This window comes from Streptomyces sp. GL_141, from assembly GCF_057834385.1.
The window spans coordinates 5,892,020-5,903,823 of sequence record NZ_CM174402.1 but is presented as its reverse complement, the minus strand read 5'-3'; the positions used below and the strand labels follow the sequence as shown (position 1 = coordinate 5,903,823).

The window sequence follows — 11,804 nt, the reverse complement described above, 5'->3', positions numbered from 1 at the left end:
CGACCCGGCCGCGGCAGGGCGCCGGAAGACCCCCCAGCCACCCCCTACACCCCATCTGACCTGGGCTTTCTTCTTGATCGCCGATAAAATCAGGGACAGCTGAAAGGGGTTCGAATGGACCGGAACATACGCAGTGTCGACGACGTGCTCGCCCTCATGGACGGCCTCTTCGCACCGGAGGCCGACCGCTGGACCACCGGCGGCTCCGCCTGGTGGGACGGCTTCTACGCGGACCGCGAGCGGCCGGTGCCGTTCTTCGCGGCGAAGCCCGACGAGAACCTCGTCTCCTGCCTCGACCGCGGGCTGGTCCCCGCGGGCGGCCGCGCCCTGGACCTCGGCTGCGGCCCCGGCCGCAACGCCCTGTACCTGGCCGCCCGGGGCTTCGAGGTGGACGCCGTCGACCTCTCTCCGACGGCCCTGGCCTGGGCGGAGGAGCGTGCCCGCGCCGCGGGGGCCCGGGTCCGCTTCCACCACGGCGACGCCTTCGGCGCGGCCGGCGCCGGGCTCGTGGGCCCGTACGACCTGATCTACGACTCGGGCTGCTTCCACCACCTGCCGCCGCACCGCCGGGTCAGCTACCTGGCCCTGCTGGAGCGGCTGCTCGCCCCGGGCGGCCGCTTCGCCCTGACCTGCTTCGCCTCGGGCGCGATGGGATCCGAGCTGTCCGACGCGGAGTTCTACGGCCGGGCCCGCCTCGAAGGCGGGCTCGCGTACACGCTGGAGGCGCTGCGCCGGGTCTTCGGCGGCCTCACCGAGGTGGAGCTGCGCCGGATGAACGACGAGCCCGAGTCCTCAGGCTCCTTCGGCGAGGCCTTCCTCTGGACGGCGCTGTTCCGCCGCCCGGAGTGAGGGCCCGGCCCCTTCCTCACATCGGGACCGTCTGGGCGGCGTCGGGGAGCAGGTGCTTCGTGCCCCACTCCCCGAGCGCCTCCAGGGCCCCGTTCAGCTCGTGGCCGAGCGGGGTCAGCGAGTACTCCACGCGCGGCGGGACCTCCTCGTAGACCTCGCGGTGGACGATGCCGTCCGTCTCCAGCTCGCGCAGCTGGGCCGCGAGCACCTTCTCCGAGACCCCCGGGACCAGCCGGCGCAGTTCGCCGAAGCGGCGCGGGGCCTGCTCCAGCTCCCACAGGACCGACACCTTCCACTTGCCGTCGATCACGGACATCGCCGCGGCGATCCCGCAGTGATCCGCACCCGGCCGCTGTGTCAACGCCATCGCGCACCCCTCCCCACCTGTTCGCTCACCTCGGGGTAACCACCCACTCCGAAGTGCGTACTTGAGCACCTGACGGCCCTCCACCAGGCTAAACGGCATGACCGACACCAGCACGAAGACCGGCGCGAACACCGGCACGAAGGCCCCGCTCACCCTCCTCGGACTCGGTGCGATGGGCACCGCCCTCGCCCGCACCTGGCTCGCCGCCGGGCACCCCCTCACCGTCTGGAACCGCACCCCCGCCAAGGCCGAGGCCCTCGCGGCCGAAGGCGCCACCGTCGCCGCGAGCCCCGCCGAGGCGGTGGCCGCCGGCGGCCTGATCGTGGCCTGCCTGCTGGACCACGCCAGCGTGGGCTCGGCCCTGGAGGGCCTGGACCTCACCGGCAGGGACCTGGTCGACCTGACCACCGGCACGCCCGCCGACGGCCGCGCCCGGGCCGCGTGGGCCCAGGAGCGCGGGGCCCGGTTCCTCGACGGCGGGATCATGGCCACCCCGTCGATGATCGGCGCCCCCGCGGCGGGCGGGTACGTCTTCTACAGCGGCTCCCCCGCCCTGTTCGAGGAGCACCGGAGCACGCTGGAGGTCCCGGCCGGCGCCCGCTTCGTCGGCTCCGACCCCGGCCACGCGGCCCTGCACGACGTGGCCCTGCTGAGCGCGATGACCGGACTCTTCGCCGGGATCTCGCACGCCTACGCGCTGATCGAGGGCGAGGACATCTCCCCCAAGGACCTGGCTCCGCTCCTGACGGAGTGGCTGGGGGCGATGGGCTTCTTCGCGGGCGCCGCCGCCGAGCGGCTGGTCTCGGGGGACTTCACCACGGGCGTCGAATCGAACCTGGCCATGCAGGTCGCGGCGAGCGCGACCTACCTGCGGACCGCCGCGGAGCAGGGGGTCAGCCCCGAGCTGATCAGTCCCTACCTGGACCTGATGCGGGAGCGGCTGACGGCCGATCCGGCGGCCCACGCCGGCGAGGACACCGCGGGGGCGATCACCCTGCTCAAGCGCTGAGCTGCTTGCCCTGCTCCCGGCCCTGGCCCTGGCCCTGGCCCTGAGCTTGCCCCTGGCCCTGAGCCCGGCTCTGCCGCTGAGCCTGAGCCTGCCCCGGCTCCGACTCCCGTTCCGCGTTCTCGCCCACCAGGTCCCGGACCATGAGCGTCGCCCCGGCCACCGCGCCGGGCATCAGGAACACGGCGACGAGCGGCACCAGGAAGGACAGCACGAGCGGCACCCCGAAGCCGAGCGCCAGCATCCGCCGCCCGCGCAGCAGCGCGAGCTGCTCGGTGAGCTGGACCCGGCGGCGCATCAGGGCGACGGAGGTGAGCTCCTGGGCGAGGAAGAAGCCGGAGACGCAGAAGCCGAGGACCGGGACCACGGTCTGTCCGATCACCGGGACGAAGCCGAGCGCGAAGAGCAGGATGCCGAAGAGCAGCACCCGGCCCAGGATCCGCAGGCTGTCCCGGGCGGAGATCCACAGCTCCTGCGCGAGGGTGAGGCCCGACTCCGGGACCTCGCCGCCCTCGGTGCGGTCGACCTGCTCCGAGAGGGACTCGTAGAAGGGCTGGCCCACGAGCAGGGTCACGGCGGTGAAGGTGATCACCGCGAGGAAGAGCCCGAGGCAGAAGACCAGGGCGGTCAGGAAACCGCGGAAGAGCCCGATCCACGGGGAGGACCAGTCGTCGGCGAAGGGCGTCGCCCAGGCCGTCAGGTCGTCCGCGCCGTAGCCGAGGCCGATCAGGGCGCCGGCGTACAGCACCAGGGAGACCAGTCCGGGCAGCAGCCCGAAGCCCAGCCACCGACCGTGGCGCAGTACCCATCGCTGTCCGGCCAGCAGATAGCCGAATCCCCCCGCAAGATCACGCATGGTTCCAGTTTAGGGCGGGCTCCCGGGGCGGGGGACGCCGGGCATGACGAAGGCCGCACCCCGGTGCCTGGGTGCGGCCTTCGACGTACCGGACGTACCGGATGAACCGGCCGAACCGGTCGAGCGGGTCGGAGATCAGACCGCGAGCTCGACCGTGATGTTGCCGCGGGTCGCCTTGGAGTACGGGCAGACCTGGTGGGCCTTCTCGATGAGGTCCTTGGCGGTGGCGGCGTCCACGTTCGGGATGGAGGCCGAGATCTTGACGATGATGCCGAACCCGTCGTCGTTCTTGCCGATGCCGACCTCGGCGGTGACGGTGGAGCCGGCGATGTCGGCGTTCTCGTTGCGGGCGACGACGCCGAGCGCACCCTGGAAGCAGGCGCTGTAGCCGGCGGCGAACAGCTGCTCGGGGTTGGTGCCCTCGCCGCTGCCACCGAGCTCCTTCGGCGGGTTCACGACGACGTCGAGGCGACCGTCGTTGGTGGCGACGCGACCGTCACGGCCGTTCTCGGCGGTGGCAATGGCGGTGTACGCGACGTCGGACTGCTGGATGGACATGTAAGGAAATCCTCCTGGTAAATCGCCGGGACTCGCGCCCACGCGTCACGGCGGTGTGGAGTGAGCCTAACCGGTGAAAGAAACGATCATCTTTCCGGTGTTGTCACCGCGCAGCATTCCGAGGAAGGCGTCGGTGGCGTTCTCCACCCCGCGCACGACCGTCTCGTCGGCGACGAGCTGCCCGGAGCGCAGCCAGCCGGCCACGTCCTGGACGAACTGCGGCTGCAGTCCGGCGTGGTCTCCGACCAGCACGCCCTGCAGGCGCAGGCGCTTGCCGATGACGAGGGCGAGGTTGCGCGGGCCGGGCACGGGCTCGGTGGCGTTGTACTGGGCGATGGCCCCGCACAGGGTGGCCCGGCCGTGGACCTTCAGGGAGGAGATGGCGGCCTCCAGGTGGTCACCGCCGACGTTGTCGAAGTAGACGTCGATGCCCTCCGGCGCGGCGTCCTTGAGCTGCTCGGCGACGGGGCCGCTCTTGTAGTTGAAGGCGGCGTCGAAACCGTACTTCTCCGTGAGGAGCGTCACCTTCTCGTCGGAGCCGGCGGAGCCGATCACCCGGGAGGCGCCCTTGATCTTCGCGAACTGGCCGACGAGGCTGCCGACCGCTCCGGCGGCGCCGGAGACGAAGACGGAGTCCCCTTCCTTGAAGGAGGCGACCTCGAAGAGTCCGGCGTAGGCGGTCAGGCCCGGCATGCCGAGGACGCCGAGGTAGGCGGAGAGGGGGGCGAGCGAGGCGTCGACCTTGGTGGCGTGCTTGGCGTCCAGGTCCGCGTACTCGCGCCAGCCCAGGCCGTGCAGCACGTGGTCGCCGACCGCGAAGCGCTCGTCGGCCGAGGCCACGACCTCGCCGACCGCGCCGCCGTCCATGGGCTGGTCGAGCCGGAAGGGCGGGATGTACGACTTCACGTCGTTCATCCGGCCGCGCATGTACGGGTCCACGGACATGTGGAGGTTGCGGACCAGAATCCGGCCGGCGGCGGGCTCGGCGTTCACCGGTACCTCGCGCAGGGCGAAGTCCTCGGCGACGGGCCAGCCCTGCGGGCGGCGGACGAGGTGCCACTCACGGCTGACGGCGGGGATCTCGGACATGCGTCACTCCTGGGGAGGGGGAGAAGTGCAAAATGCTTCAGGACGTGAAACAACCATGCGCCTGGATATTTCATGTTGTCAAGTAAATGGGTACGCTGGTTCCATGCCCAGCCGTCGCGCAGACCCCCTGACCCTCGAAGTCGTCGAGCTCATCGGCGACGTCGTGACCCGCTACCACCAGGAGTACGAGCACGCGGCCTCCAGCCACCAGCTCACCGGAGCCCAGGCCCGCGTGCTGAACCTGCTCTCCCTGGAGCCGATGCCGATGCGCAAGATCGCGCAGAAGCTGCGCTGCGAGCCGTCGAACATCACCGGCATCGTCGACCGCCTGGAGACCCGCGGGCTGGTCGAGCGCCGCCCCGACCCGGCCGACCGCCGGGTGAAGCTGGCCGCGCCCACCGAGGAGGGCCTGCAGACCGCCGACCGGCTCCGCGAGTCCCTGGACTTCGCCCGGGAGCCCCTGGCCGGGCTCTCCCCGGCCGAGCGCGCGGTCCTGCGGGACCTGCTCAGGCGGATGCTGGGCTGAGCTCCCCGCTCACCAGCACAGCGGGTTCCACCAGTCGTCGCAGTCCGGAGTGGGATCCGGGGACGGGGACGGCTTCGGATTGGGCTTCGGCTTCGAATCGGGCTTCTTCGTCCCCCCGGGCCTGCCGGGAGTCGCGGAGCCGCTGGAACCCGATGCGCTCGGAGCAGCGGACGTGGGGGGCCGGGAGGTGCTCCGCGACGGCCCCGCAGACCCGGAGGCGGAGCCCGACGGCCCGGCGGCGGAGGCCCCGGCGCTCCGGCCGGTCCCGCCCGGCTTCGCGGACCCGGCCGTGGCCTTCGCGGAGCCGGTGCCCGGTCCCTTCGCCGAAGCCGTCCCCGTGGGCGCGGCCGGATCCCCCGTCAGACCCGGCAGCGGCGCCGGCTCCGCGGGACCCGCGTCGTCGGTCAGCACCACCGTCGCCGCCCGGTCGGTGCGCTCCCCGTCGGCCCCCAGCCGGGCCAGGCCCAGGGTGACACCGGCGGCGAGCATCAGCCCCAGGCCCACGGTGAGCGCGGTCCGGCGGCGTCGGCGGTGCCCGGCGCGGCGGCGGTCGGCGGCGCGGCTCTCGGCACGCCCCCGGCCCCTGCCTTCTCCCCGTTCCCCGGACAGCACGACGAGGGAGTCGGCGTACACGTCGGCGAGCGCGGCCGGGTCGCTTCCGAAGGCGGCGGCGGAGCCCGGGGCGGGCACGGCGGGCGCGGCGGATATCAGGTGTTCTGCCGGGGTCCCGCATCCGGCGCACGCCAGCGCGCCGTTGAGGTACCTGCGGCAGGCGATGCAATAGTCCATGGCGCCCCGCAGGTTACGCGTTCGCTCACAACGTCCGGATACCGGGATCGTGAGGATCCTGTGTGGAAGGGTGGGCCCCATGACGAGGACGCCGGGAACACCGCCCCTCACCCCGGGCCCCTTCGGCCCCGCCGGCTTCCAACTGGTGCTGCTGCGCCGGATGGCGGACTTCCAGCCGGGACTCGCGGAGGAGGCCCGCCGGCGGCTCGGCGCCTCCCTCGCCGAGCAGCGCGAGGCCAACAAGCGCTGGCAGGCCATGGTCCGCTCGCCGCGTTCGCGGGGCGCCCTGGCCCGCTACCGCTCGGTGCTCGGCCCGCCCGAGGCCGTCTCCTCCCGCACCATCGGCGATCTGACGTGCGAGGCCCTGCTGTGGCCGGTGCCGCTCTGGCCCGGCCTGCGCTTCGAGGTGCTCGCCGCGCCGGACGGGGCCGTCTGGAACGAGTGGCTGGTCCGGGCCCCGGGTGCGCCCGGGCCCGTACTGGAGTCGCCCGAGGACCTGCTGCCCTGGTCGGCGACGGTCGACGAGGTGGCGCGGGCCTTCGCCCCGGTCCGCCCCATGGAGGGCACCGCGCCGACGCGGTGGCGGCTGGCGTTCACCGCGTCGGGGCGGGCCTGCGTCGCGGAGTTCACGTACGGCCTGCTCCAGGAGGTGTCCGTGGAGATGCCTTAGGAACGCAGGAAGGCCCGTACGCCCGCCGAGGTGGGGTCGTCCCCGAGCAGGTCGTTGTGCTTCAGGCAGCCGACCGGGGTGTTGGCCGCCCCGGTGAGCGGGACGCTGTCGTCGGGGTTGATGACCTCGTCGCAGTTCGACCAGAAGGTGGCGTACCGCACGGTGCCGGGGGTCTCGTCACCGGAGTTCAGGTTCTTCACCACGTAGGAGCCGGGGGTCATGTCCCGGCACGCCTGGTCCCACAGGGCGCAGGCCCAGGCGGTGGAGGTGCCGCGGTTGGGGCCGGCGAGGGAGACCCAGCGGTCGACGTAGGGGCCGCCGCCGCCGAACTTCACGTACCAGCGGGTGACCAGCGAGCCGAAGGAGTGGGCGACCAGGTCCACCCGGGCGGCGCCGGTCTGCCGGCGGACCTCGTCCACGTAGGCGGCGAGCCGTCCGGAGAGGACCTCGTTGACCGACTGGTGGGTGTCGTAGCCGAAGGAGAAGAGCTCGGAGTCGGCGTATCCGTCGGCGCGCAGGTCCTCGCGCAGGGAGCCCCAGACACCGGGGTCGGCGTTGTAGCCGTGCACGAACACCACCGGATTGCGCGCACCGGCGAGTCCGGAAGCCGCGCCGGAGGCCCGGGCCGGGGCCTGGCCGAGGCCGGAAGGCGCACCCGAGGCCTGGGCCGGGAGCGCGGGCGCCGCGAGCAGCGCCAGGCAGAGCGTCAGCAGCGCGAGCAGTCTCTGGCGCACCGTCAGCATCGGGTCCCCTTTACCTTGTTACGCACGAGTAGCACGATCCGTGCGGGCATAGTCGCGTCTGGCGTCGCAGAATTCCACCCCCGTGCAGCACCCACCGGCGCCCCTCGTGACCCTTCCGTATCTCACGACACCCCCCACCCGGAGCATCAAATCGGGCAATACGGGTAATTCACCCGAGAAGATACGAAGTGTGACCGGCACCCGCCGGTCTTCTTGCGTCAGTGCTCTCGGGAGGATCTGCCGTGACCGTCAGTCTTGAGCAGTTGCGCCGCTGCCACGTGGCCGTCGACCTCGGAGCGGCCAGGACCCGCGTCTACGTCAAGGGCCTCGGCCTGGTCGTGGACGAGCCCAGCGTCGCCGCCGTGAACACGCGGACCGGCGCACTCATCGCCGTCGGCACCTTCGCCGAGCGGATGACCGGCCGCACGCCCGACTACATCCGCGTGGTCCGCCCCGTCTCCGGCGGCACCGTCGTGGACATCGAGATGGCCCAGCGCATGCTGCGCCACCTCCTCGGCGAGAAGCTGCGGCGCGCCCTGCGCCGCAAGCCCCGGCTGCGGGCCGCCGCCTGCACCCCGCACGACGCCGACCCGCTCGCCCAGCGCGCGGCGGTGGAGACGATGGTCGGGCTCGGAGCCCGCCGCGTCGAACTCGTCGACACCCTGATCGCGGCGGCCGTCGGCTGCGGACTGCCCGTGGAGCAGCCGACCGCGACGATGATCATGGTGTGCGGGGCCGCCGCCACCCAGGTCGCCGTCCTCTCCCTCGGCTCGATCGTCACCGCCGTGCGGATCCCGGTCGGCGGCGAGGCCATCGACCACGCCGTCGTCCAGCACCTGCGCCACGCGCACGAGCTGATGCTGCCCAGCCAGGCCGTCCGCCCGCTCCAACTGGCCCTGCACGGCAACGGCATCACCGCCGAGGGCCCGGCCTCCACGCTCATTCACGGCCGCGACGTGTCCACCGGACTGGCCCGCTCCGTGAACGTGGACACCGCGGCCGTCCGCGACGCCATCTACACCCCGCTGACCGCCGTGCTCGACGGCATCGGCAAGGTGCTGCGCGACTGCCCGCCCGACCTGGTGGCGGACCTGACGGACCGAGGGATCATGATGGTGGGTGGCAGCGCCTTGCTGCCGGGCCTGGACCAGATGCTCCGCGATGCCACCGGAATGCCCGTGGTCATCGCCGAACGGCCGGACGTCTGCGCGGTACTGGGCCTCGGCATGATGATCGAAGGGAAGATCTCCCCCATGGTTCTGAACCCCCTGGCCGAATGACCGACGCCGAGTCGCCCCCGCCGGCCCCCGGGGACGGGACGGGCGTCGCCGCCCGCCAGGCCGCGAGCCTTCCCGTCCTCCTGGAGGCGGTCCTCAGCGTCGGTTCCGAACTCGAACTGCGGACCACCCTCCAGCACATCGTGGATTCGGCGACCGAGCTGTGCGCGGCACGGTACGGAGCGCTCGGGGTCGTCGACCCCGAGCGCGTCCGGCTGACCGAGCTCTTCACCTCCGGGATGACCGAGGCCGAGAGGGCCGCGATCCCCCACCTGCCGGACGGCCGTTCCGGCCTGCTCGGCGCCCTGATCACCGACCCGCGCCCGCTCGTGCTGGAGGACCTGGGCCAGGACCCCCGCGCGGCGGGCTTCCCGCCGGGGCACCCCCCGATGAAGGGCTTCCTCGGCGTCCCGATCCGGGTCCACACCGAGGTCTTCGGCAACCTCTACCTCACCGACAAACGGGGCGGCGGCCCGTTCACGGACGAGGACCTCGCGCTGCTGCGCGTCCTGGCCTCGCAGGCGGGGATAGCGATCGGCAACGCCCGGCTGTACGAGACCGCCCGCCGCCGGGAGCGCTGGATCGAGGGCGCCGCCGCCGTGACCACCACCCTGCTGGCGGGCCGGCCGGCCGCGGACGCGCTGATGTGCGTGGCCGAACGGGCCAGGCTGCTGGCCGACGCCGCGGCCGGGGTCGTCCTCCAGCCGACCCCCGAGGGCGGCATGGAGATCGTCGCCGCCTCCACGCACGGGGACCCCGGAGACCTGGTGGGCACGGCCATCGCCCCCGGCTCGGCGGTCCTGGAACAGCTCCTGGGCGGGGAGCCGGTCTTCATAGAGGACTCGGCGACGGACCCCCGGATGACCACGCACGTACGGGAGCGCTTCGGCCCCAGCATGATGCTGCCCCTGCAGAGCGGCGGGCAGCTCATCGGCACGCTCGCCCTGCCGCGGGTCCGCGGCGGTCCCGCCTACGACGCGGTCGACCGGCTGCTGGCCTCGCAGTTCGCCTCCCAGGCCGCACTGGCCCTGGTCCTGGCGGACGCGCAGCACGACCGCGAGCAGCTCGCCGTCTACGAGGACCGGGACCGCATCGCCCGCGACCTCCACGACCTGGTGGTCCAGCGGCTGTTCGCGACGGAGATGATGCTGGAGAGCACCCGGCGGCGCTCCTCCAAGTCACCCGCCGGGGACACGGTCGGCGAGGAACTGAGCCGGGCCGTGGACGAGCTCGACTCCACCATCCAGGAGGTCCGCACGGCCATCTTCGCCCTCCAGCAGCCGCCCACGGACGCCCCGACCACCTTCCGGGGCCGGGTCCTGCGGGAGACCGGCGGGGCGGCGGTGCTGCTGGGCTTCCAGCCGTCGGTGCACTTCGCCGGGACGGTGGACGCGCTGCTCCCGGACGCGGTCGCGGGCGACCTGCTCTCCGCCCTGCGCGGCGCGCTGGCCGCGGCGCACCGCCGGGCGGAGGTCACCTCCATCGACGTCGAGGTCGACGCGGTCCCCAGCCGGGTCCGCCTCACCGTCTCCGACGACGGCCGCACGGAATCGGGCACCCGGGGCACGACCCTGACCTGGGAAGCCCCACTCTGACCCCGCAGGGCCGAACCACCCGCACCGCGCGAGCCTCGCACCAGGGGGCGGCCCGTACGCTGGCGGCGTGACGACCCGCCCCTCGGCCCGCGCCGCCATCGCCTCCGCCACCGACCCCGGCACCTTCACCGAACTCCTCGCCCCGCCAGGGGACTCCGCCCCCGACGGCCCCCTCGGCTGGGCCGGCTACGACGACTCCCGCGCCCGCGCGACCGCGCGGACCGGCGAGGACGAGTCCGTCGTCACCGGCACCGCCCTCATCGGCGGCCACGAAGCCACCGTGATCTCCTTCGAGTTCGGCTTCCTCGGCGGGTCCCTCGGCCACCGCACCGGCGACCGCCTGGAGGCGGCCTACACCCACGCCCGCACCCACCGCCTCCCCCTGGTCTCCCTCATCGCCACCGGCGGCTCCCGCATGCAGGAGGGCATGCTCGCGCTGACCCAACTGCAGCGCGTGGCCCGCCAGTCCGCCCTCACCCGCGCCGCCGGGCTCCCGCAGGTCGCCGTCCTGCGCGACCCCACGACCGGCGGTGGCTGGGCCACCCTCGGAGCGGGGGCCGACGTGATCCTCGCGCTGCCCGGGGCGCAGGTCGGGTTCGCCGGGTCCCGGGTGCGGCCGCCGGACGCGGATCCGGCCGCCTACACCGCCGAGGGGCAGTACGCCGCCGGGCACGTGGACGCCGTCGTCCCCGCCGCGGAACTCCCCGCGACCCTGGCGGCCTGGCTCCGGGTGCTGGCCGCGCCCCGCTCCGCCGATCCCGTGGAACCCCCGGCCGCGCTGGCCGACGTAGCGCTGCCGCCGACGGGATGGGACGCCGTCCGGCAGGCCCGCCACCCCGGCCGGCCGCGCGCGGGACGGTACCTGGAGGCGTACTTCGAGCTCCGGCTCCCCCTGTCGGGCGACCGGGCGGGCGGCACCGACCCCGGGATGCTGTGCGGGTTCGGGCTCCGGGAGGGCCGGGCCGTGGCCTACGCCGCCCAGTGCGGCACCGCCACCCGACCGGCCGGGTACCGTACGGCGGCCCGCGTCGTCCGGCTCGCGGACCGGCTCGGGATCCCGGTGCTCACCCTCGTGGACACCCCCGGCGCGGCCAACGACGCCGCCGCCGAGCAGGCGGGCGCGGGCGCGGCCATCGCCGACGCCTTCGCGGCGCTCGCCTCGGCCGCGGTCCCCGTGACCACCCTGCTCATCGGCGAGGGCGGCTCGGGCGGCGCCCTCGCGCTGGCGGCGCACGGCAACACCTGGGTCACCCCGGACAGCTACTTCTCGGTGATCGCCCCCGAACTGGCGGCGGCCATCCTCAAGCGTCCCCCGGAGTCGGCCCCGGCGACGGCGGACCAACTGCGCGTCCGCCCCCAGGACCTGGTGGCCCTGGGCGTCGCCCGCGGCATCGTCTCCCCGGCGAAGGAGGGGACGGGCGGGACGGCTTAGCGGCCCCAGCTCCGCGCCGGCAGCTTCACGTCCAGCCGGTACAGCCG

General features: G+C 73.6%; 13 protein-coding genes. 7 read left to right on the top strand and 6 right to left on the bottom strand.

Annotation, left to right across the window (positions count from 1 at the left end; genetic code table 11):
• The first annotated feature begins 114 nt into the window (after positions 1-114).
• On the top strand, positions 115-849 hold the full coding sequence (locus AC3IX6_RS26200; protein ID WP_489365131.1) for a class I SAM-dependent methyltransferase: 735 nt from the start codon (positions 115-117) through the stop codon (positions 847-849).
• A 16-nt stretch (positions 850-865) separates the two neighbouring features.
• Here the strand turns inward: AC3IX6_RS26200 and AC3IX6_RS26195 are convergent, their stop codons facing one another.
• Positions 866-1,216 carry a winged helix-turn-helix transcriptional regulator gene (locus AC3IX6_RS26195; protein WP_489365129.1) on the bottom strand — a complete coding sequence of 117 codons (351 nt, stop codon included), beginning with the start codon at positions 1,214-1,216 and terminating at the stop codon, positions 866-868.
• A 97-nt stretch (positions 1,217-1,313) separates the two neighbouring features.
• Between AC3IX6_RS26195 and AC3IX6_RS26190 the strand changes: the two genes are divergently transcribed.
• Positions 1,314-2,225, top strand: a complete 912-nt coding sequence (locus AC3IX6_RS26190) for an NAD(P)-dependent oxidoreductase (RefSeq protein WP_489365127.1) — start codon at positions 1,314-1,316, stop codon at positions 2,223-2,225.
• On the opposite strand, the gene AC3IX6_RS26185 is transcribed toward AC3IX6_RS26190, so the two are convergent.
• The 3 genes from AC3IX6_RS26185 to AC3IX6_RS26175 all read right to left on the bottom strand — a co-directional run bounded on the left by AC3IX6_RS26185 (position 2,215) and on the right by AC3IX6_RS26175 (position 4,725).
• Positions 2,215-3,078 carry an EI24 domain-containing protein gene (locus tag AC3IX6_RS26185; protein WP_489365125.1) on the bottom strand — a complete coding sequence of 288 codons (864 nt, stop codon included), beginning with the start codon at positions 3,076-3,078 and terminating at the stop codon, positions 2,215-2,217. The two genes, AC3IX6_RS26190 and AC3IX6_RS26185, sit on opposite strands and share 11 nt — an antisense overlap.
• Positions 3,079-3,213: 135 nt before the next feature.
• The gene (locus tag AC3IX6_RS26180) at positions 3,214-3,636 is read right to left on the bottom strand and encodes an organic hydroperoxide resistance protein (RefSeq protein WP_489365123.1); all 423 of its coding nucleotides are present in this window, start codon (positions 3,634-3,636) and stop codon (positions 3,214-3,216) included.
• A gap of 66 nt (positions 3,637-3,702) precedes the next feature.
• The gene (locus AC3IX6_RS26175) at positions 3,703-4,725 is read right to left on the bottom strand and encodes an NADP-dependent oxidoreductase (RefSeq protein WP_489365121.1); all 1,023 of its coding nucleotides are present in this window, start codon (positions 4,723-4,725) and stop codon (positions 3,703-3,705) included.
• A 103-nt stretch (positions 4,726-4,828) separates the two neighbouring features.
• On the opposite strand from AC3IX6_RS26175, the gene AC3IX6_RS26170 reads away from it, so the two are divergent.
• Complete coding sequence (locus AC3IX6_RS26170; protein WP_250745587.1) at positions 4,829-5,251, top strand: MarR family winged helix-turn-helix transcriptional regulator; 423 nt, start codon at positions 4,829-4,831, stop codon at positions 5,249-5,251.
• A gap of 9 nt (positions 5,252-5,260) precedes the next feature.
• Here the strand turns inward: AC3IX6_RS26170 and AC3IX6_RS26165 are convergent, their stop codons facing one another.
• Entirely contained in the window at positions 5,261-6,040 is a 780-nt protein-coding gene (locus tag AC3IX6_RS26165) for an SCO2400 family protein (protein WP_489365119.1), read from the bottom strand.
• Positions 6,041-6,119: 79 nt separating this feature from the next.
• On the opposite strand from AC3IX6_RS26165, the gene AC3IX6_RS26160 reads away from it, so the two are divergent.
• Positions 6,120-6,710: an RNA-binding protein gene (locus AC3IX6_RS26160; protein ID WP_489365117.1), complete on the top strand. Its 591-nt coding sequence runs from the start codon at positions 6,120-6,122 to the stop codon at positions 6,708-6,710.
• Here AC3IX6_RS26160 and AC3IX6_RS26155 read toward each other — a convergent pair.
• Entirely contained in the window at positions 6,707-7,453 is a 747-nt protein-coding gene (locus AC3IX6_RS26155) for an esterase/lipase family protein (RefSeq protein ID WP_489365113.1), read from the bottom strand. The two genes, AC3IX6_RS26160 and AC3IX6_RS26155, sit on opposite strands and share 4 nt — an antisense overlap.
• A 242-nt stretch (positions 7,454-7,695) precedes the next feature.
• Between AC3IX6_RS26155 and AC3IX6_RS26150 the strand changes: the two genes are divergently transcribed.
• The 3 genes from AC3IX6_RS26150 (at position 7,696) to AC3IX6_RS26140 (ending at position 11,757) form a co-directional block, all read left to right on the top strand.
• Positions 7,696-8,733, top strand: coding sequence for a rod shape-determining protein (locus AC3IX6_RS26150; RefSeq protein ID WP_489365111.1), 1,038 nt, complete (start codon positions 7,696-7,698; stop codon positions 8,731-8,733).
• Entirely contained in the window at positions 8,730-10,325 is a 1,596-nt protein-coding gene (locus AC3IX6_RS26145) for a sensor histidine kinase (protein WP_489365109.1), read from the top strand. Before AC3IX6_RS26150 ends, AC3IX6_RS26145 begins: the two co-directional genes overlap by 4 nt.
• Positions 10,326-10,392: 67 nt before the next feature.
• Positions 10,393-11,757, top strand: coding sequence for a carboxyl transferase domain-containing protein (locus tag AC3IX6_RS26140; protein WP_489365107.1), 1,365 nt, complete (start codon positions 10,393-10,395; stop codon positions 11,755-11,757).
• Positions 11,758-11,804: the final 47 nt, after the last annotated feature.